This window comes from Candidatus Thiothrix phosphatis (assembly GCF_035668035.1).
Classification (GTDB): Bacteria; Pseudomonadota; Gammaproteobacteria; order Thiotrichales; family Thiotrichaceae; genus Thiothrix; species Thiothrix phosphatis.
The window spans coordinates 1-19,060 of the sequence record NZ_JAYMYJ010000145.1; the positions used below are offsets into that span (position 1 = coordinate 1).

19 protein-coding genes are annotated in these 19,060 nt (G+C 60.0%); 10 read left to right on the forward strand and 9 right to left on the reverse strand.

Annotated features, from left to right (window positions below):
* Positions 1-81: 81 nt before the first annotated feature.
* The 7 genes from VSS37_RS17740 to VSS37_RS17770 form a co-directional block, all read right to left on the reverse strand.
* On the reverse strand, positions 82-411 hold the full coding sequence (locus tag VSS37_RS17740; RefSeq protein WP_375339150.1) for a transposase: 330 nt from the start codon (positions 409-411) through the stop codon (positions 82-84).
* Between the two features lie 112 nt (positions 412-523).
* A complete protein-coding gene (locus VSS37_RS17745) occupies positions 524-1,195 on the reverse strand; it encodes a phosphoglycolate phosphatase (RefSeq protein WP_324697347.1) in 672 nt (223 codons plus the stop codon).
* 71 nt (positions 1,196-1,266) lie between these two features.
* Positions 1,267-1,965, reverse strand: coding sequence for a ribulose-phosphate 3-epimerase (gene rpe, locus VSS37_RS17750; RefSeq protein WP_324697349.1), 699 nt, complete (start codon positions 1,963-1,965; stop codon positions 1,267-1,269).
* Positions 1,966-2,058: 93 nt separating this feature from the next.
* Positions 2,059-2,676, reverse strand: coding sequence for an outer membrane beta-barrel protein (locus VSS37_RS17755; RefSeq protein WP_324697351.1), 618 nt, complete (start codon positions 2,674-2,676; stop codon positions 2,059-2,061).
* Positions 2,677-2,693: 17 nt separating this feature from the next.
* Positions 2,694-3,386, reverse strand: a complete 693-nt coding sequence (locus VSS37_RS17760) for an outer membrane beta-barrel protein (protein ID WP_324697352.1) — start codon at positions 3,384-3,386, stop codon at positions 2,694-2,696.
* 41 nt (positions 3,387-3,427) lie between these two features.
* Positions 3,428-4,054 (reverse strand): outer membrane beta-barrel protein, encoded by a 627-nt coding sequence (locus VSS37_RS17765; RefSeq protein WP_324697354.1) that lies wholly within the window; start codon positions 4,052-4,054, stop codon positions 3,428-3,430.
* Positions 4,055-4,212: 158 nt separating this feature from the next.
* Positions 4,213-5,010, reverse strand: coding sequence for an outer membrane protein assembly factor BamD (locus tag VSS37_RS17770; RefSeq protein WP_324697355.1), 798 nt, complete (start codon positions 5,008-5,010; stop codon positions 4,213-4,215).
* Positions 5,011-5,113: 103 nt separating this feature from the next.
* Here VSS37_RS17770 and rluD point away from each other — a divergent pair, with 103 nt between their 5' ends.
* Genes rluD through VSS37_RS17790 form a run of 4 tightly spaced genes read left to right on the forward strand, consistent with a single transcriptional unit; the run spans position 5,114 to position 8,365 of the window.
* Positions 5,114-6,022, forward strand: a complete 909-nt coding sequence (rluD, locus tag VSS37_RS17775) for a 23S rRNA pseudouridine(1911/1915/1917) synthase RluD (protein WP_445971499.1) — start codon at positions 5,114-5,116, stop codon at positions 6,020-6,022.
* Positions 6,019-6,756, forward strand: coding sequence for a peptidoglycan editing factor PgeF (gene pgeF, locus VSS37_RS17780; protein ID WP_324697358.1), 738 nt, complete (start codon positions 6,019-6,021; stop codon positions 6,754-6,756). Before rluD ends, pgeF begins: the two co-directional genes overlap by 4 nt.
* Complete coding sequence (locus VSS37_RS17785; RefSeq protein WP_324697360.1) at positions 6,756-7,715, forward strand: ABC transporter ATP-binding protein; 960 nt, start codon at positions 6,756-6,758, stop codon at positions 7,713-7,715. The genes pgeF and VSS37_RS17785 overlap by 1 nt, the downstream gene beginning before the upstream one ends.
* Positions 7,716-7,759: 44 nt before the next feature.
* Entirely contained in the window at positions 7,760-8,365 is a 606-nt protein-coding gene (locus tag VSS37_RS17790) for a Uma2 family endonuclease (protein ID WP_324697362.1), read from the forward strand.
* Here the strand turns inward: VSS37_RS17790 and VSS37_RS17795 are convergent.
* On the reverse strand, positions 8,350-9,117 hold the full coding sequence (locus VSS37_RS17795; RefSeq protein WP_324697363.1) for an IclR family transcriptional regulator: 768 nt from the start codon (positions 9,115-9,117) through the stop codon (positions 8,350-8,352). The two genes, VSS37_RS17790 and VSS37_RS17795, sit on opposite strands and share 16 nt — an antisense overlap.
* 240 nt (positions 9,118-9,357) lie before the next feature.
* Between VSS37_RS17795 and VSS37_RS17800 the strand changes: the two genes are divergently transcribed.
* A complete protein-coding gene (locus VSS37_RS17800; RefSeq protein WP_324697364.1) occupies positions 9,358-11,601 on the forward strand; it encodes a phosphoketolase family protein in 2,244 nt (747 codons plus the stop codon).
* Positions 11,602-11,613: 12 nt separating this feature from the next.
* On the forward strand, positions 11,614-12,990 hold the full coding sequence (locus VSS37_RS17805) for a four-carbon acid sugar kinase family protein (protein ID WP_324697365.1): 1,377 nt from the start codon (positions 11,614-11,616) through the stop codon (positions 12,988-12,990).
* Between the two features lie 12 nt (positions 12,991-13,002).
* On the opposite strand, the gene VSS37_RS17810 is transcribed toward VSS37_RS17805, so the two are convergent.
* Complete coding sequence (locus tag VSS37_RS17810) at positions 13,003-13,569, reverse strand: tyrosine-protein phosphatase (RefSeq protein WP_324697367.1); 567 nt, start codon at positions 13,567-13,569, stop codon at positions 13,003-13,005.
* Positions 13,570-13,668: 99 nt separating this feature from the next.
* Here VSS37_RS17810 and VSS37_RS17815 point away from each other — a divergent pair, with 99 nt between their 5' ends.
* Genes VSS37_RS17815 through ggt form a run of 4 tightly spaced genes read left to right on the forward strand, consistent with a single transcriptional unit; the run spans position 13,669 to position 19,035 of the window.
* Positions 13,669-14,940 carry an HlyD family secretion protein gene (locus VSS37_RS17815; RefSeq protein ID WP_324697369.1) on the forward strand — a complete coding sequence of 424 codons (1,272 nt, stop codon included), beginning with the start codon at positions 13,669-13,671 and terminating at the stop codon, positions 14,938-14,940.
* Entirely contained in the window at positions 14,937-16,481 is a 1,545-nt protein-coding gene (locus tag VSS37_RS17820) for a DHA2 family efflux MFS transporter permease subunit (RefSeq protein WP_324697370.1), read from the forward strand. The genes VSS37_RS17815 and VSS37_RS17820 overlap by 4 nt, the downstream gene beginning before the upstream one ends.
* Before the next feature lie 31 nt (positions 16,482-16,512).
* Positions 16,513-17,349 carry a methyltransferase domain-containing protein gene (locus VSS37_RS17825; RefSeq protein ID WP_324697371.1) on the forward strand — a complete coding sequence of 279 codons (837 nt, stop codon included), beginning with the start codon at positions 16,513-16,515 and terminating at the stop codon, positions 17,347-17,349.
* Between the two features lie 3 nt (positions 17,350-17,352).
* A complete protein-coding gene (gene ggt / locus VSS37_RS17830) occupies positions 17,353-19,035 on the forward strand; it encodes a gamma-glutamyltransferase (RefSeq protein WP_324697373.1) in 1,683 nt (560 codons plus the stop codon).
* Positions 19,036-19,060: the final 25 nt, after the last annotated feature.

Consider the following 19,060-nt stretch of genomic DNA (forward strand, 5'->3'; position numbering starts at 1 on the left):
TCAAACTATGCACGTCTCCCCGGCAAAGCCGGGGGATTTCCCAATAGATTAAACGCCTAGCCCCCTGGAAGAACGCTGATGTCAGCAAGGTGGTTTTTTTGCCCGCCCATCGGCTTCACGTTCGGCGGCCACTAGGCCATCCAACACGGTTTCCAGCAGGCTGGGCTGGTCGGCATGCGGCTTGGCCGCCCATTGCCGGAAAGTGGTGTGGACCGTGTGATGGGGCGGGAAATCATGTGGCAAGGCCCGCCACTGGCTGCCGGTCTTCAGGACATACAGCACGCCGCAGACAACATCGTACAGGTCATGGGTGCGCGGTTTGGTGCGGCGGCGAAAGCTTTCCAGGTGGCAACCGATGGCTTCAAATGGTTCCCGGCTGATGTCGCTGGGGTAGGGGTGGCGTTCGGTCATCGCTGGTGCTCAAAAATACCTTGAGTCTAACACCCAAAAAGATTATGAGCAGGTTCTTAGATATTATACAAACAGTTGCCCCCGTCCATGATCTAGCAGGACTTGGCAAAACTTAGCAGCTAATCAGGTTACTTAATTCCCTCATGGAGTCTATCACAGCATCCGGTTCATAGTGACGAATATCTTCACCATGATTGTAGCCGTAGGTCATGCAGATAATCTGGAAACCGGCTGCCCGCGCGGCTTTCACATCCGATTTGGAATCGCCAATCATGACGGATTCTGCCGGGGTCACGCCCAGCATTTCGGCGGCATGCAGCAATGGCAGCGGGTGCGGCTTCTTTTCGGGGAGGGTGTCACCGCTGATGATGATTTCAAAGCGGTCGAAAATGCCCAGGTCTTTCAGCAACGGGTGGGTGAACTGCGCTGCTTTGTTGGTCACACAACCGATTTTCAAGCCTTTGCAGCTGTGCAGAAAATCCAACCCTTCCAACACGCCGTCATACAGGCGGCTGCGTTTGGAGGTGTTTTCCGCATACAGCCCCATGAAAATGGGCATGGCCTGGGCAAATGCCCCGGCGTCTGGGTGGGCATCCATATCATTGGCCAACGCGCGTTCCACCAGCCGTTGCACACCGTTGCCGACCCACTGGCGTACAGCCGTTTCACCCCGTACCGGCATGTCCAGTTGCTGCATCATTTCATCAACACAAAACGCCAGGTCAGGAACACTGTCGACCAATGTGCCATCCACGTCGATCAGCACCATTTTCGGCTTGAACATGATCACTTGCTCCGTTGCTTGCACCCTTCCCCCATGCAAGGGAAGGGTAGGGATGGGGGTAAGAAAGGGTTTTAAACGTTGGCTTCCGCCAATTGTGCGCGGAATTCGGCCAATATACTGTTGTAGTGCTGTGGGTCAGCCGTTTTGGCGGCGCTAAAGATCGCTGAACCGGCGACGAAAGTGTCCGCACCCGCTTCCTTGATTTCACGGATATTGCCCGCTTTGACACCACCGTCAATTTCCAGGCGGATGTCGAGGCCGGATTCGTCAATCATCTTGCGCGCCTGCCGCAGTTTGTCCAGCGCGGAAGGGATGAAGCTCTGGCCGCCGAAACCGGGGTTGACCGACATCAGCAGGATCATGTCCACCTTATCCATCACGTATTCCAGATAAGTGAGCGGCGTGGCCGGGTTGAACACCAAGCCGGATTTGCAGCCTTCACTGCGGATCAATTGCAGGGTGCGGTCAACATGTTCGGAGGCTTCCGGGTGGAAAGTGATGTAGGTCGCGCCCGCTTTCGCAAAATCAGGGATGATGCGGTCTACCGGCTTCACCATCAGATGCACGTCGATAGGTGCAGTCACGCCATGCTTGCGCAGCGCCTCACACACCAGCGGGCCGATGGTCAGGTTGGGGACATAGTGGTTGTCCATGACATCAAAGTGCACAATGTCAGCACCGGATGTCAGCACATTGACGACTTCCTCCCCCAGGCGGGCAAAGTCGGCGGACAGGATGGATGGTGCAATGAAATCAACTTGACGCGCCATATTAATTTTCTCCTCAAAACTGTGGCATCAATATCGGAAGCCACTCTACCGGAAAGGCTGGGGTAATACAGCCCTTCCGGGGGAGATAGGTTTTCAGAGTGTGGAATAGCTCACGCCGACGGAATAAAGGTCGGCGTCCGTTTCATAGGCGGAATCGGAGCCGATATTGAACATGTGCTCCCATTCGCCGCGCAGGAACAGGTTGCTGTTGAGCTGGTACTGCGCGCCGCCGCCCAGCAAGGCGCTAGTCCCACTTTCGGCGGATTGGGATGCCGTGGTGCCGGAAAGCTTGCTGTGCTTCTGGTCCCAGGCGATGGCACCAGCCTTGCCAAATGCCTCAATCTGGGATGTCAGCGGCACATAGCCGACGCCAGTGATGGCGGTTCCGGTCGTGCTGGTTTCCAATTTGGCGGGGGCACCGCCAGTGGAGCCGTTCAGGCTGCTGTCGCCCAGGTCGTAATAACCAAGTTCCGCCCCGAACATTGGGTTGAACCGGACGCCGCCAAACGCTTTCCAGGCGAGGTCCTGATTATTGCAGCCGCCCTCGAAAAAAGGGTCGTTGCAGGTATCCCCCTGTTTGGAGCTGCCGACGCTGGTGCCGACATACATCTTGGGGCCAGTGCTGAAGTCGCCGCCCATCATCATGGCGTCATCCGCCTGCGCAGCCCCCATCAACCCCAGCAGCAGGCACAGGGCCAATCTGTTGTTCATGTTGTTACGCCATTATGTCAAAGGGTGGAGAAAACAGCTCCCAAGCTGTAAAGCCCCGCATCCGATTCGTAGGGGGTGTCTTTGGCTGTGCCGAAGACATGCTCGTATTCCCCGCGCACCGACAAGTTTTCATTGATCTTGTACTGTGCACCGCCGCCCAGCAGCAAGCCAGTCCCGCTGTTGGAGGTTTCGATGTTCAGGTCAGTGTCCTGCGGCACTTCGCGCTTGCCATTCTGCTTCCAGAACGCCACGCCCGCCTTGCCCAACAGTTCGGTGCGGGGCGCGACCTGCATATACCCCACCCCAGCCAGATAGCTGGCTGACAGGTCGCTGCTGGATTTTGCATCGTAAATGTTGGTGCGGCCTGCCTTGCCATCAGAAGAGCCGCCGCCCAGATCCATATACCCGGCTTCCACCCCCAATGTCGGCAAAGCGGCGGCTGGCATCACGACACCCGGTGTCACTATATAATTGCCCGTCTGGGGCGCTATCTTGGCTCCGGCGAACACCTTGTAGCCGCTGGCGGAATCGTCGCAATTGCTGGAAACATTGGCGGCGCTGCAAGCCCCGTCGTGATTGGCCATGCCAGCGCTGGCACCGGCGTACAGTGAAACATTGGATGGGATGCCGTAACCTTCCATCCCGCCTGCATTGGCGGCATTCGCCAATAGCGTAAGTCCTGCCAAAGAGCAGGAGATAATAGTTTTCATACAAGCCCCTTTATGTATGTTTTCCCGCTATGCGGGATAATTTATAACGATGAAAAAGTCAGTCCAAGACTCATCAGGTCTATATCGCCCCCCCGTCCTGTTTTGCCGCCCACATCCTTGAAACGCTCCCATTCCGCCCGCACCCCCATGTTGTCGCCCAGGTCGTAATTGGCGCCAACGCCGACCAGCACATCAGCGCTGCTGGTTTTGGCGGAGCCGGTGCTGTCGGCTTGCTCCACTGTCCAGCGCGCCAGCCCGGCCTTGCCGAACACCTCAATCTGGTCGCTGATGGGCACGCCTGCAACGCCTGCTACGGTGAATGCCGACGCCTGTTGGGAAACTTCGCCATTGGTGCCAGCGCCGGTCTGTTTGCCGAAATCAACATAGCCGCCTTCCAGCACCAAATTGTCGTTCATGCGTATGCCTGCATAGGCCTTCCAGCTCTTGTCACTATTGTCGCAATTGGCCAACCCATCGCAGAACCCGGCAGTGGTGGTGGAACCTAGGCTGGCTCCCAGGTAATTGGGTGCTTTTTCATTCTCCGACGCGCCGATGGGCGTCATGGGCTTGAGTTTGGAAAAAGGTGAAGCGGAGGATTCAGCCAGCGCAGCGCCTGTCAGCAATAACAGGAAACATCCAATCGCCATGGCTGTTCTGGAAGTGGTCATGATTGATAGCCCCTTTGTAATTATTTTCGTGATGGCTTTTATTATTGGTGACTGTAAAGGAGGGTGGGACTAACTGCCAGTATTAACCGATAACCGGAAGGCATGCATGAATTACGCACCCCTTTCTCTGGATGGAAGGGGTGCGAGGGAAGGTTTGGTCAGCGCAGCTCTGCTTTCAATGCCGCAGCGCGTTGGGGGAAGTTCAGCTCCAGCACCCGCATATTGTCGGCGGCCAAGTCAGGCTTGCCCAGGTTGTGGGCAGCCCTGACCTTGATTTCCAGCGCCTCGATAATGGCCGGGGAGCCTTCGTAATGTTTGATGGCGTATTCGGCGCGGTTGAAGGCGGCCAGCCATGCGCCCCGTTGTATGTAGTATTTCGCCACATTCACTTCGGATTCGGCCAAGCTGTTGCGCAGGTGTTGGATGCGTTCCTTGGCGTCCGGCGCATATTTGCTGTTGGGGTAACGGGTGATGACGTGGGAAAAGTCCTGGAAGGATTCCTTCTGCCGCACGGTGTCCAGGTCAGCGATGCTGCGCGGGAAAATCTGGTCGACAACGCTGTGGCCGCGGTTGAAGTTGACCAGCCCGCGCAAATACCACGCGTAATCGGCGTCTTCGCTGGTGGGGTTCATGCGCAGGTAACGGTCAATGGCGTCCAGTGCGGAATCCGGCTCGTCATACTTGTAGTAGGCATAGGCGGTTTCCAGTTGCGCCTGTTGGGCGAAGCGGCCCAAGGGGTAACGGGCTTCCAGCGATTCATACAGGCTGATGGCGCGTTCGTAATCACCCGAATTCAGCGCCTCCTTAGCTGTTGTATAAATCTTGTTGGCTGACCAGCCCTCAGTCATATCTTTTTCAGTCTGGGAAAAGATTGAGCAGCCACTGAATCCGGCGGAAAGCGCCATGCCAACAACCAGCAACAGGCTGGCGCGAAGTCTTTTTGTATTTATCGACATTGCTTAACAACACATGATGATAGAATGAGGTGCAAGTATAGCGTATTCAACCGGATTAAGAATGCCCCTGAACCAACAGATAATTAACACGGTTCCTCCCGAAATGGGAGGACAACGCCTTGATCAGGCCGCCGCCAGTTTGTACCCCCAATTTTCCCGCAGCCAAATCCAGAAGTGGATCAAGGCCGGGCATATTCGTGTCGATGATAAAATCCTCAAACCCAAGGAACGCTTAACCGGCGGTGAAGAAATTGTGCTGAATGCGGTGCAGGAGGCGCAGACCGAATTTGCGCCGGAAGACATCCCGCTCGACATCGTATACGAAGACAGCGCCATCTTGGTGCTCAACAAGCCTGCCGGACTGGTGGCGCACCCGGCGGCGGGCAACTGGACTGGCACCTTGGTCAACGCCTTGCTGCATTACCATCCTGGCCTGGAAATGTTGCCGCGCGCCGGGATCGTCCATCGCCTCGACAAGGACACCACCGGCCTGATGGTGGTGGCCAAAACGCTGGAGGCGCATACCCGGCTGGTCGGGTTGTTGCAGGAGCGCGCTGTCAGCCGCGAGTATCTGGCGCTGGTTTCCGGGCAGGTGGTGGCAGGTTCCACCATTGAGGCCAATATCGGCCGCCATCCTGTTGACCGCAAGAAACAGGCCGTCACCGATGGCGGCAAGGAAGCCATCACGCATTACCGTGTGGAGGAGCGCTTTCCCCATCACACCCTGCTGCGCGTCTCATTGGAAACCGGGCGTACCCACCAGATCCGCGTCCACCTGAGCTGGAAGCACCTGCCGATCGTGGGCGACCAGACCTATGGTGGCCGTCCGCGCGTGCCTGCCGGGATCAGCGAGGAACTGCGCACGGCGCTGCAAACCTTTCCGCGCCAGGCCTTGCATGCGACCCGGTTGGGGCTGGTGCATCCTGAAAGCGGCGAATACCTGGAATGGGCGCGGCCCATGCCGGAGGACATGACGACATTGCTGGATTTGTTGCGTAAGGAAGTTGCATGAACCCGAACTGGATTACCCCCGCTTGGCCCGCCCCTGCCAATGTACGCGCCGTTTTCACCACCCGCCATGGCGGCGTGAGCGAGGCACCGTTCGATAGCCTCAACCTCGGCGACCACGTTGGTGACAACCCCTATGCCGTCGCCCGCAACCGCATGATGGTCGGTGATGCCCTGCAATTGCCGAGCGAACCCTTGTGGCTCAAACAGGTGCATGGCACCGATGTGTGCGGCATGGATGTGGGAACCTGCTACCCGACCGGCGACGCCTCCACTGCTTTCCGCAAAGGCCAAGTGTGCGTGGTGATGACGGCGGATTGCCTGCCCGTTCTGTTCTGCGACAAGGCTGGAACCCGCGTGGCTGCTGCCCATGCGGGCTGGCGTGGCCTGGAAGCGGGCGTGCTGGAGCGCACCATCGGTTCCCTGCAATGCGCGCCTGACGAATTGCTGGCGTGGCTGGGGCCTGCGATCGGCCCGGATGCGTTTGAAGTCGGCCCGGAAGTGCGGGCAGCCTTCATGCAGCACGATCCGGCGGCGGCAACCGCGTTCAAGCCTTCCGCTAACGACGGCAAATGGATGGCTGACATCTACGCGTTGGCCCGCCAGCGTTTGAGTGTTGCGGGTGTCAGCGCTGTCTTTGGCGGCGAATTCTGCACCTATGCCGACGCTGGGCGCTTTTTTTCCTACCGCCGTGATGGGCAGACCGGGCGCATGGCGGCGCTGGTCTGGATGGTTTGATGGATTCGCCGCTGCTCGCCGTCAATCATCTGGGCGTGCGTTTCCGCCTGAAAACCGGGCAGACGTTGCAGGCGCTGACGGATGTTTCCTTGACATTGCAGGCGGGGGAAACCTTGGGGGTGGTGGGTGAATCCGGCTGCGGAAAGTCCACGCTGGCGCGCGCCATCCTGCAACTGGTTGCGCCTGCGCAAGGCGAAATCCACTGGCTTGGCAAGCTGCTTGACCCGCATGACAGGGTCGGGATGAAGGCGTTCCGCCGGGCAGTCCAATGCATTTTCCAGGACCCGCTGGACGCCCTGAACCCCCGCATGACGGTCGGGAATAGCATTCAGGAGCCGTTGCTGGCGTTGCGCCCGGAACTGGGCAAGGCGGCCATCCGCCAGCGCGCCGATGAACTGTTGCAGGCGGTCGGGCTGGAAAGCGGGATGCGCAACCGTTACCCGCACGAGTTTTCTGGCGGCCAGTGCCAGCGCATCGGCATCGCCCGCGCCCTCAGCGTGGAGCCGCAACTGATTTTGTGCGACGAGCCGGTCAGCGCGCTGGATGTGTCGATCCAGCGGCAGATTGTCAAACTGCTGGCAGGTTTGCAGCGGGAGCGCCAGCTGGCGTTGCTGTTCATCTCCCACGATCTCGGCGTGGTGCGGGAACTCAGCGACCGGGTGCTGGTGCTGTACCTGGGGCGCATTATGGAAGTGGCGGATGCGGAAAGCCTGTACGCCACGCCTTTGCACCCTTACACGCGCATGCTGCTGGCGGCGGTTCCGCTGGCTGACCCACAGCAGGAGCGGGAGCGGTTGGCGAAAGTGAAAGTGGGCGCAGGGGAATTGCCTTCACCGCTGAACCCGCCGTCCGGTTGCGTGTTTCATACCCGCTGCTTGCAAGCGCAAGGCGTGTGCCGGGAACAAGCGCCGCAGCTGCGTGAGGCAGGCGGGCGGCAGGTCGCCTGCCATTTCGCATAAGTGATGCTAGTATCGTTCCATGGCCATGATTGATGGAGAATGCCATGCCTTCCCTGGCTGCAAAGCTTGAATACGTCAGCGTCGAAGACTTCCTTGCCGGTGAGCGTGCCAGCGAGGTCAAACACGAATATGTGGATGGCCAGGTATATGCCATGGCCGGTGCAAGCGTCAGGCACAACCTGATTGCAGGCAATATGTATGCATTGTTGTGGAACCATTTGCGTGGTGCCGCCTGTTTCCCCCTTACCAATGACATGTTGCTGAAGACCAGCAAAAGCAAATTCCGCTATCCCGATTTGATGGTGGTGTGCGAAGGTGATTCCTCTGACGATGACTATATCCGTGAGCAACCCGTGCTGGTGGTGGAAGTGCTGTCCCGCAGCACCCGCCGCCAAGACAAGACCGAAAAACGCGCGGAGTATCTCGCCTTGCCGAGCCTACAGGAATACGTGCTGATCGAGCAGGAATATGCCGAGGTCGAAGTCCAACGTCGCCGCAACCAGTGGCAGCCGGAATTTTTCTACCTGGGGCAGGCGTTTATGCTGGAGTCGGTCAATGCCAACCTAAGCGTCGAAGAACTGTATCAACGTGTTGACAACGACGATGTGAAAGCGTACTTGGAACAAAAGCAGCTTCAATCTGAGGGGTGATAACCCAGTTGCGCTGAAATCGCTTTCCCGGCTTCCTGCATCGCCTGCACCCATTCCATCCGCCGCCGCTCGATGGGCGCGGAAACCGACAAACCTGCGGCGACATTGCCATTGCTGTCGTGGATCAACACCCCGATGCAGCCAACATCAATTTCCGCCTCTTCATTGTCCAGCGAATAGCCATGGGTGGCGGCAGTGCGGCAGTCCGCCAGCAAATCCGGCAGGTTCGACAAGGTGTTGCGGGTGTAGGCGGGCAGGTTGGTGCGTTGCGCATAGCCACGGATTTCGTCTTCACCACCCGCGCCCAGCATCAGTTTGCCGACAGCCGTCACATGCAGGGGCGCGCGGCTGCCGATGATCTGTTGCACATGCATCATGCGGTTGGGGGTGGCCTTTTCGATGTAAACCACCATGTCGCCTTCGCGGATGGTCAGGTTGACCGATTCATTCAACTGGTCACGCAGTTTTTCCATGTAGGGCAGGGCAATGGAGCGCAGGTCAATATTACGGTGCAGGCGCACCCCCAGTTGCAACAGGCGCATGCCTAGCTTGTAACGGCCTCCCGGTTCGCGCTCCACAAAGCGGTTGTCGATCAGCGAGGCGAGGATGCGGTGCGCTGTGGAAGCATGCAGCCCGGTTTCGGCGCTGAGGATTTTCAGGCTGACTGGTTCGGGGTAGCGGGCAATGGCGTCCAGCAGGGCGGCGGCGCGGTCAATGACCTGGATGCGGGAAGAATCAGTGTCTTGTTTCATGCTTACAGTATAGCAATAAATTTTTCACAATATGAAACCTAATGCCAAAAAACACCACCATACAAAAAATTGCTTGTAAGACAGTGGCTTAGTGAAAAGGTCGGCAATTATTGTGTGGATCAGATACAATTTACCACATTGTGAAAAATATCCTGTATTGCGGTAAGTCGGTGCGTCTCCTATTGTGGCTGGACGGCGGTTCAAAACCCGCCAAGTTGATCCAACCGCAGGAGAACCATTATGACCGCAGTGAGCCACAGCACCATTACCTACCCTGCCTTTTGTGAAGGCATTCTTCATTTCGGCGATACGCCGCAAGGTTTCGATGCATTGGGCAGTAGCCCGGTTATTGGCGAAGGGCAGTCATCCATTGCCAATATCGACGACAAAGCAGTGTTCCAGTGCCGTTTGCTGGTCGATGCGTTGCGTTACGCGACTTTGCAGTTGTGCGCTTCGAAAGAGTCCGGACACCCCGGTGGTTTCGCCAGTTCCGCTGATGCTTACGCCGCGCTGGTGATGCTGGGGCATACCAATATCGTGACGGAAGTCGGGCACCATGCACCGGGCTTTTACAGCGCGATGTTCCTGGATGGCTCGCTGGAAGACATGGGCATTTACACCATGAATGACCTTCAGGCGCGCTTCCGCGAACGGGACGGTTTGCTGGGGCATTTGTCCGGTGCGATTCCAGGTTTGCTGGCACCGGCAGGGCCGTTGGGGCAAGGGCAGCATTTCGCCATGGCAGGGGCCTATCTGAACCGGGATAAACTGTTCCCGTGCACCATTGGCGATGGCGGGTTGGGCGAGCCGTATATCCTTTCCGCGTTCAAGCATTTCCACACCAGCTACCCGGATGTCACCAACTTCCTGCCAGTCTTGGTCTGGAATGGTTTCAGCCAGGAACATCACTCGATGGTGTCGCTGATGAATAATCAGCAGATGCACGATTACTGGAAGGCGCATGATTTCGCAACGATTGTGCTGATTGACGCCAAAGATTTCGACGATGCCGGGCAAGATGGTGCCTATGTCGACAGCACCTTGTTCAGCGTTTCAGCGCGCACGGCTTTCACCCGGGCGGTGCTGGAAGGGGCGAAACAAGCCGCCGACGCAGCCATGAACGGCTCTATGTCCGTGCTCATCATCAAGCAGCTCAAGGGCGCAGGCGTCCATGCCAAGGGGGCGAAATCACACAACCTTTACCCCGGTGACACGTCGCAGAAAGACAATATTGCGGCGGCGCTGCAACGCGGCGCGCTGGCTCCGGAAGCCTGGGAACTGGTGCGCACCAATATGCAACGTGCAGGCGGTGGCACGGCCAGCCGCACCGTGGTCACCGAGTTCGAGCGGCCAGTGGCAGACATTGGCGCACTGCCCAAACAGGATTTCCAGGTTGGCGACAAAGCTGTACCTGCCACCAGCATGGCGCATATGGTCGCGGAATTGGGCAAGCGCGACCCGACTTTCGTCGTCACCAATGCGGATGGCAATGAAGCCTCCAATATGAAAGTGATCAATGACGTCCTGAAAATCCGCCATCCGACCGAAGACGCACTCTACAACCAAAGTCCCAATGGACAGGTATACGAGCCGCTCAACGAAGACGCCTGCGCCGGGTTTGCGGCGGGGCTGGCGCTGTTCGGCGGGCGTTCCCTATGGCTGTCGTATGAAAGTTTCGCCATCAATGGCTGGCCGATCATCCAGACGGTCGGGCAGGCAATGGCTGAATTGCGGCGCAAGACCCCGGCGATGGTTTCCATGTTCACTGCCGGTGCGTTGGAACAGGGCCGTAACGGCTGGACGCATCAGCGCCCTGAAATCGAAAACTACATCGGCGGGCAGATGCGTAATGGCAATGTTTACCTGCTGTATCCGGCGGACGCCAATATGATCCAGGCGGCTTACGGCTGGGCGGTCGGGCAACATAACAAGAACATCAGCATTATCGCCTCCAAGTCGGCGCTGCCGGTTTATACCACTCCGGCGCAGGCCAAGGCTGCCATTGAGCAGGGTGCTGTCACCTTGTATGAATCGCGTGATGGCAGTTGGGAAACCATCGTGTTCGCCGTCACTGGCGACATGATTTACCTGCCGGTGTTTGCAGCGAAAGATCAGTTGGAAGCCGCCGGTTACCGGGTGCGCATCGTCTGCGTCGCCAACCCGCGCAGGCTTTACCGGCCAACCGATGTGGCTTGGCAGCATGCCGCCGAAGCCGATGACAAGTTCATGCATGACGCCGATTTCCAGCGCCTGTTCGATGGCGATGCGCTGGTCTGTGTCAGCGGCGGCGGCACCATTGCACTGGAGCCGGTCATGTTGCGCAGCCGTGCGCCCGCCCGTGAACTGTTCGGCTGGCAACGGGGCGAAACGACCGCCAGCCCGGCGGAAATCATGGCCTACAACGGCATTACCGCTGCACAACTGGCAGCCCGCGCGTTGGGGATGCTGGAAAGTGAACCGTCAGAACTGAGTGAAGCCGCTTGAAGGAGTTTAGCCATGCACAATACAGTCCTGCCGTTTTCCGCCCTGTTTCCGCATGCCGGGGAAGGGCGCAGCCAGACGCTCACCAAGATTATCGCCATTGATGACGACCCGACCGGCTCGCAGACGGTGCATTCCTGCCTGTTGCTGACCCGCTGGGATGTCCCCACCCTGCGGGAGGCGCTGGCTGACGCATCGCCGCTGTTTTTCATCCTCAGCAATACGCGCGGGATGGACGCCGCCCGTGCCGCCGCCGTCACGCGGGAAATCTGCGTCAACCTGCGTGAGGCGCTGGCGCTGGCCGAAGGTGACGGCCTGGGCATCCTCCCCGTGATTGTCAGCCGCTCCGACTCCACCCTGCGCGGCCATTATCCGGTGGAAACCGATGTGATCGCGGCGGAACTGGGGCCGTTCGATGCGCATTTCCTGGTTCCGGCTTTTTTTGAGGGCGGGCGCATCACCCGTGATGGCGTGCACTACCTGCTGGTGGACGGCAAGCCGGTGCCGGTGCATGAAACCGAGTTTGCGCGCGACTCGGTGTTCGCTTTCAGCACCGCTTTCCTGCCGGATTATGTGGCGGAAAAGACCGGCGGGCGCATTCCGGCCAGCGCTGTCCAGCGTTTCAATCTGGCGGACGTGCGTGGCGATATGGGCGACCGGCTATGGCGCTTGCAGGGGAACGCCTGTTGTGTGGTGGACGCCGAACAGCAGTCTGACCTCGACAGCTTCACCCGGCAGGTGTTGGCGGCGGCGCAACGCGGCAAGCGTTTCCTGTTCCGCAGCGCCGCCAGCTTGTTGACGGCGTTTGCCGGGCTGCCGCCGCAGCCGGTTGCGCCAGAGGAAATGTCCCGTTTCGTGCGCAACGGCAAACCGGGCGTGATCCTGATGGGTTCGCACGTCGACAAGTCGACCCGGCAGTTGCATTACGTGAAGGAATTCACCAACGCGTTGCCGGTGCATATTGACCTCGACCGTATGTTGGAGAATGAAGATGCCTTGCTGGCTGGCGTCCTGCAGAAAGTCAGGCTGGCGGGTGGGCAGGGGCGCGGCGCGGTGTTGTTCACCAGCCGGGGGGAACGGCGGTTCGCCAGCAAGGAACAGCGGCTGGCCTTCGGCGAGCAGGTGGCCGCTTTTCTGGTGCGGATTGTGCAGAACCTGCCGGAAGACATCGGCTTCCTGATCAGCAAGGGCGGGATCACTTCCAACGATACGTTAAGCCGGGGGTTGGCGTTGCGCACCGCGCGGGTGCTGGGGCAGATTCACCCAGGGTGTTCGGTGGTGCGCTGCCCGGATGACCATCCGCGCTTTCCCGGCCTGCCGGTGGTGATTTTTCCCGGCAATGTGGGCGGGGATACCGCGCTGGGTGATGTGTACAAAATTTTGGCTATGTGATCGGGGCAAAGGTCACCCAGCCGCAGGGCACGCCGCCCCGTGCACAGTTTTACGCAGCGCCTCCACATCCGCCGCTTCGATGAATTCCGGGATATTGCTGAAAAATTCGTGGAACCCATAGCCGCCATTTTCCATTTCCGCGATTGCCTGCTGCTTGCTCCAGCCCTGGCAGACGATGCGGTACATGGCGACCACCAGCCCGGTGCGGTCGGAACCGTGCAGGCAATGCACCAGCACCGGCCCTTTGGCGTTGGCGATGGTTTGCAGGGCTTTGGTGAGATACCAGGGGTTGATATTGCCCGGCGACAACGGTGCCTGCTGTAAAACCAGGGCGGCGTCCGCCTCGGGTGCATCCCGGTGGTACAGGCGCAAATCCAGGACTTCGCTGACGCCACGCTGTTGCAGTTCGCGGAAATCTTCCGGCAGGGGCTGGGCGGAGCGGTACAGCATCGGGCTTACCTGATAAAAATTTTCCAGATGGCTGGCGGTGACCGGCTGCGCCCATTCCGGCGGGCGTTCAGGTGGTGCGGCGGCGGCCAGCCCCGGCACCAGCAGCAGGTAAAGGAGCATGTCACGCATATTTTGCATTTACCTCAATTTTATTGTTTCGTAATTGCTATGGTGCAGCATATTGGCCGATACTTCACGCCTCACGTTCAGCAAGGACTAGGCAGGATCATGAGCCAACCGGAGTCTACCCCCCCTTCCGCACCATCCAAACCCGGCAGTCGGCGGCTTAAGGCGCTGACCCTGCTGTTGCTGTTTTTTGGCAGCATCGGCGTCGTTTGGTTCATCTGGTGGTTTGCCATCGCCCAATGGCGGGAAGATACGGACAATGCCTACGTCGTCGGCAATGTTGTGCAGGTGACGCCGCAAACAACCGGCACGGTGGTGGCGGTGAACGTCAATAATACCGACCGTGTCGCCAAAGGCCAGTTGCTGGCGCAATTGGATGAAACGGACGCCAAGGTGGCGCTTCAGTCTGCGGAAGCGGCACTGGCGGATGCGGTGCGCAGCGTCCGTGGCCTTTACGCCAGCACCAGCCAAAGCGACGCCGGGATTGTGCAGGCCAACGCCGACCTCAACCGCGCCCGCCACCAAGCGGAACAGGCGGAAGCGCAACGCCGTAACGCCGAGGACGAATACAACCGCCTCGCCAATTTGCGCCAGCAGAAATTCGTCTCGGTGGAATCGCTGAACCAAGCGCAAACCGCCTTGCAAGCCGCTGAAGCCAGCTTGGCCGCCGCCCAGTCCGCCGTCAACGCCGCCAAGGCCGCCTTGCAGAAAGCGCAGGCGCAACAGGCGGGTGCCGCCGGGCAGACCGAAAACACCTCTATCGAAGGGCATCCGAAAGTGCAGGCCGCCGCTGCCCAGGTGCGGCAGGCGTATCTGGCGTTGGCGCGCACCCGCATCCTGGCCCCTGTCGGCGGCGACGTGGCGCAACGCTCGGCGCAAGTGGGGGCAAGGGTGGCTCCCGGCACGGCGCTGATGGCGATTGTCCCGCCCGAACAAATGTGGGTGGACGCCAATTTCAAGGAAACCCAACTGGATGATGTGCGTATCGGCCAGCCGGTTAAGCTGACCGCCGACCTGTATGGCGGATCGGTGCAATATCACGGCAAGGTCGCCGGGTTCGCTGCCGGGACTGGCAGCGCCTTCGCTTTGTTGCCTGCGCAGAATGCTTCCGGCAACTGGATCAAGATTGTGCAACGGGTGCCGGTGCGCATTGAGCTGGAGCCGGAAACGGTGCGGCAGCATCCTTTACGCATCGGGCTTTCCATGCGGGTGGTGGTGGACACGCATGACCGCAGCGGCCCCGTCATCGCCAGCGGCAGTGGTGAAGACAAGGCGACCCTCAGCAGCACGGACGTGTTCGCCCAGCAGGCGCAACAGGCGGATGCGGTGATTGCGCAAGTCATTGCGGACAATAGCGGCAAGGCAGTGCAGTGAGCGCCGCCGCGAACCCACCACAACCCCGCCCGATGAGCGCCGGTACGCTGGCGCTGTCGACCTTGGTGCTGGGGCTGGGGTCGTTCATGAACATCCTCGACCTGTCGATCGCCAATGTGTCGGTGCCGTCGATTGCGGGCGATCTGGCGGTCAGCTATACGCAAGGCACCTGGGTGATCACCTCCTATGCAGTGTCCGAGGCGATCATGCTGCCGCTGACCGGTTGGCTGGTGTTGCGGTTTGGGCAGGTGCGGATGTTCGTGATGGCGACGTTGCTGTTCACGCTGGCATCCATGCTGTGCGGGTTGGCGCCATCGTTCGAGGTGCTGGTGGCGGCGCGGGTGTTGCAGGGCATGGTCGGCGCGTCGATGATCCCGCTGTCGCAAACCTTGCTGACGGCCATTTACCCGCCGCATCAACGCGGGTTGGCGCTGGGCATGTGGTCGATGACAACCGTGCTGGCGCCGGTGGTGGGGCCGTTGGCTGGTGGCTGGCTGACGGAAAATTTATCCTGGCATTGGGTGTTCCTGGTCAACCTGCCGGTTGGCCTGAGCGTGGCGCTGCTGGCCAATATCCTGGTGAAGGATTACGAAAGCCCGCGCCGCACCTTGCCGGTGGATTATGTCGGGCTGGCGCTGCTGGCCTGTGGGGTTGGGGCGATGCAGATCGTGCTGGACAAAGGCAATGAGCTGGACTGGTTTGAATCGCCCTTCATTGTTGCGCTGGCCTGCGTTTCGGTGGTGGCGCTGTCATTGTTCATCGCCTGGGAGTTGACCGAGGAACATCCGATTGTGGATCTGCGCCTGTTTGCGCGGCGGAATTTTCTGGTCGGGGCGGTTTGCCTGATGGTGGGGTCGATGGCGTTTTTCGGCATTGTGGTGACGCTGCCGTTGTGGTTGCAGAGTTTCCAGGGGTATACGCCGCTGTGGGCAGGCAAAGTGGTGGCGTTCGGCGGAATGCTGGCGCTGCTGATGGGGCCTATCGTGGGGGCCAATATCCACCGTGTCGATGCGCGGGCGATCGCCACCTTTGGTTTCGTGGTGGCAGCAGGGGTGTCGGTGTGGAGTTCGTTTTTCACCCCGGATGTGGATTTCTGGTCGGTGGCACTGACCCGCCTGTTCATGGGGATCGGCATCAGCTGCTTTTTCTTGCCGCTGGTGACGATCAACTTGTCGGGGCTGGAAGGGCGGCAAATTGCGGCGGCTTCCGGGCTTTCCAGTTTCATGCGCAATCTTGGCTCCAGCTTCGGCACGGCGGTGATGGTGTCGCTTTGGAGCCACCGCGCCACCTTGCACCAGTCACAATTGGTGGAGCATATTACCGATTACAGCGCGCCGACACAGACGGCGCTGGATACCTTGGCGGGTCTTGGGTTGCCGCACCAGGGCGCGTTGCTGTGGATCAACAACCAGATCCAGGTGCAGGCGTATCTGCTGGCGACCAATGACACCATGTTGCTCAGTGGCTTGATGATGCTGTCGCTGACGTTGCTGATCTGGTGGGCGAAGCCGCCGTTTACGCTCAAACGGGCGGGCCGCTAACGTATTGGATCATTGCCGGAACCTATACCTCATGTCTGAAAAATTGCCGATTATTGATTGCCGTACTTTTGATGCCTTTTGCTGTGGGCATCTTGCAGGGGCAAGCTCCATCCCTGCGGCGGAAATGCCCGCACGCATGCACGAATTGCCCAAAACCACCCAGCCGGTCGCCTTGTGCGGGGACGCCGCCAGCCTGCGGGCGGCCAGGGAATTTCTTGCCCGCAAAGGCTATCAGGTGGCGGGGCAGACCGAATGGACGCCGCAACTGGCCGCTGGCCTGCAAGCGCAAGGGCTGCTGGAAAGTGGTGAAGCGTCCCCGCGTCTGTGGCGGCCTGCGCCGTTGATTGCCCGTTTCGTGGATGAAATCGCCCCCACCCACGGCGTCATACCCGGCCAAGGGCTGGACATCGGCTGCGGTTCGGGCCGTGACATGACGTACTTGGCCATCCACGGCTGGGAAATGACCGGCATCGACGCCAGTGCGGAGGCGTTGCAGCGTGCCCAGGCGCTGGCCGTGAGCCAAGGCGTCGTTATCCGGACGGAATGCCGTGACCTGGAAACCGGCGCCGACCCGTTTGCGGATGTCGCCGCCGCCAGTGTTGATTTGGTTTGCGTCGCCCGCTACCTGCACCGCCCGCTGTTCCCCTGGATGCAGCGCCTGCTCAAACCGGGCGGCGTGGTGATTTACCAGACCTTTATGCAAGGCTGCGAACACAGCGTGGTTGGCCGTCCGCGCAACCCCAATTTCCTGCTCAGGCCGGGGGAGCTGGCGGAACATTTCGCCGGGGCGGAAATCCTGCTGGATGAAGTGGAAATCCTCGCCGACGGGCGCCCGGTTTCCGCTTTCATTTGCCGTTGGCGGGGTTGAACGATGAAGCGTTTGCAATGGATGAAATTTTTGCCGCTCATCCTGCTGTGGGCAGCAGTGCAGACGCCAGCATGGGCGGCTGATGCTGGCATTGCCACCGCCCACCCGCTGGCGACCGCCGCCGCCAAGGAAACGCTCGGCCAAGGCGGCAACGCCTTTGATGCGGCAGTGGCGGCGGCTGCCGCCTTGAGCGTGGTTGAACCATCCGGTTCCGGGTTGGGCGGCGGCGGCTTCTGGCTGCTGCATCGCGCTGAAGATGGCTTTGAAACCATGCTGGACGGGCGTGAAACTGCCCCCGCCGCCGCTACCCGCGATATGTATCTGGACGCCAAAGGCGAACCCGTTCCCAATGCTTCCCTGGAAGGGCCGCTGTCCGCCGGGATTCCGGGCGTGCCTGCCGCATTGGATCACCTCGCCCGCCATTACGGCAAACTGCCGTTGTGCCAGTCGCTGGCTCCCGCCATCCGGTTGGCGCGGGACGGGTTTCCGGTGGACGAACCCATGCTTCGTCATCTGAGGTTCCGGGAGGAACTCCTGCGCCGTTACCCGGAAACCAGCCGTATCCTGCTGCCCGGCGGCAAACTGCCGGAAACCGGCCAGATTATCCGCCAGCCCGAGCTTGCCGCTACCCTGGAATTGCTGGCGGACAAAGGCCGCGCCGGGTTTTACGACGGTAAATTCGCAACAGAAATGGTTGCGGCGGTCAGGCAGGCGGGCGGCATTTGGTCGGTGGAGGATCTCAATCGCTACCAAGTGAAGGAGCGCGAACCCGTGCGCGGCGAATACCATGGTGTCAAGGTCACCAGCGCCGCGCCGCCTTCATCCGGCGGGGTGGTGTTGCTGGAAATGCTCAATATCCTTTCCGCCTACGACCTGCCAAAAGCGCCAGAGGCCCGGCGAGTGCATTGGGAAGCCGAAGCCATGCGCCGTGCCTACCGCGACCGCGCCGACTATCTCGGCGACCCGGATGTTGTCACCCTGCCGCTCAAGCGCTTGCTCAACCCGGATTACGCCGCCAGCCTGCGCGCCACCATCCAGGATGATGCCGCCACCCCCAGCGCCACGTTGCCGCTTGTGCCGGAAGCTGCCTCTGGCAAAGGCGTGGACACCACCCACTTTTCGGTTCTGGATCAGGACGGCAATCGCGTGGCCGCCACCTTGTCCATTAACTATCCGTTCGGTTCCGGCTTCATGCCGCCGGGAACGGGCGTGTTGCTGAACAATGAAATGGATGATTTCTCGATTCGCCCCGGTACGCCCAATGTCTACGGGCTGGTGGGGACGGAAGCCAACGCCATTGCGCCGGGCAAACGGATGCTGTCCAGCATGACGCCCACCTTCCTTGAGGACGGCAAGCGCGTCGCCATTCTCGGCACGCCAGGGGGCAGCCGCATCACCACCATGTTGCTGCTGGGGACGCTGGCGTTTGCTGAGGGGGAAAACGCCAGCCGCATCGTCAACCGCAGCCGTTTCCACCATCAGTACCTGCCCGATGTCATCCAGTATGAGCCGGATGCGCTGGACAGCGGCGTCCTGTCAGCCTTGCGGGGCATGGGGCATACGCTGGAGCCAAAGCAGGATGTCTGGGGCAATATGCAGGCAGTGATTCTGGACAAGCAGACCGGTGCCGTGGATGCCGCCTCTGACGCGCGCGGCATCGGGCAGGCGCTCAGTATTACGCATTAGGCCAAGGGGCGGGCGGCGGCGGAAC

What these genes read in the sequence shown, in the direction of transcription:
- VSS37_RS17790 (WP_324697362.1), top strand. Translation starts at nt 7,760, where the DNA reads ATGCCTTCCCTGGCTGCAAAGCTTGAATACGTCAGCGTCGAAGACTTC.
- VSS37_RS17765 (WP_324697354.1), bottom strand. Translation starts at nt 4,054, where the DNA reads ATGACCACTTCCAGAACAGCCATGGCGATTGGATGTTTCCTGTTATTG.
- rpe (WP_324697349.1), bottom strand. Translation starts at nt 1,965, where the DNA reads ATGGCGCGTCAAGTTGATTTCATTGCACCATCCATCCTGTCCGCCGAC.
- VSS37_RS17770 (WP_324697355.1), bottom strand. Translation starts at nt 5,010, where the DNA reads ATGTCGATAAATACAAAAAGACTTCGCGCCAGCCTGTTGCTGGTTGTT.
- VSS37_RS17810 (WP_324697367.1), bottom strand. Translation starts at nt 13,569, where the DNA reads ATGCGTGACATGCTCCTTTACCTGCTGCTGGTGCCGGGGCTGGCCGCC.
- VSS37_RS17785 (WP_324697360.1), top strand. Translation starts at nt 6,756, where the DNA reads ATGGATTCGCCGCTGCTCGCCGTCAATCATCTGGGCGTGCGTTTCCGC.
- ggt (WP_324697373.1), top strand. Translation starts at nt 17,353, where the DNA reads ATGAAGCGTTTGCAATGGATGAAATTTTTGCCGCTCATCCTGCTGTGG.
- VSS37_RS17825 (WP_324697371.1), top strand. Translation starts at nt 16,513, where the DNA reads ATGTCTGAAAAATTGCCGATTATTGATTGCCGTACTTTTGATGCCTTT.
- VSS37_RS17815 (WP_324697369.1), top strand. Translation starts at nt 13,669, where the DNA reads ATGAGCCAACCGGAGTCTACCCCCCCTTCCGCACCATCCAAACCCGGC.
- VSS37_RS17760 (WP_324697352.1), bottom strand. Translation starts at nt 3,386, where the DNA reads ATGAAAACTATTATCTCCTGCTCTTTGGCAGGACTTACGCTATTGGCG.
- VSS37_RS17745 (WP_324697347.1), bottom strand. Translation starts at nt 1,195, where the DNA reads ATGTTCAAGCCGAAAATGGTGCTGATCGACGTGGATGGCACATTGGTC.
- pgeF (WP_324697358.1), top strand. Translation starts at nt 6,019, where the DNA reads ATGAACCCGAACTGGATTACCCCCGCTTGGCCCGCCCCTGCCAATGTA.
- VSS37_RS17740 (WP_375339150.1), bottom strand. Translation starts at nt 411, where the DNA reads ATGACCGAACGCCACCCCTACCCCAGCGACATCAGCCGGGAACCATTT.
- VSS37_RS17755 (WP_324697351.1), bottom strand. Translation starts at nt 2,676, where the DNA reads ATGAACAACAGATTGGCCCTGTGCCTGCTGCTGGGGTTGATGGGGGCT.
- VSS37_RS17805 (WP_324697365.1), top strand. Translation starts at nt 11,614, where the DNA reads ATGCACAATACAGTCCTGCCGTTTTCCGCCCTGTTTCCGCATGCCGGG.
- VSS37_RS17795 (WP_324697363.1), bottom strand. Translation starts at nt 9,117, where the DNA reads ATGAAACAAGACACTGATTCTTCCCGCATCCAGGTCATTGACCGCGCC.
- VSS37_RS17800 (WP_324697364.1), top strand. Translation starts at nt 9,358, where the DNA reads ATGACCGCAGTGAGCCACAGCACCATTACCTACCCTGCCTTTTGTGAA.
- rluD (WP_445971499.1), top strand. Translation starts at nt 5,114, where the DNA reads ATGGGAGGACAACGCCTTGATCAGGCCGCCGCCAGTTTGTACCCCCAA.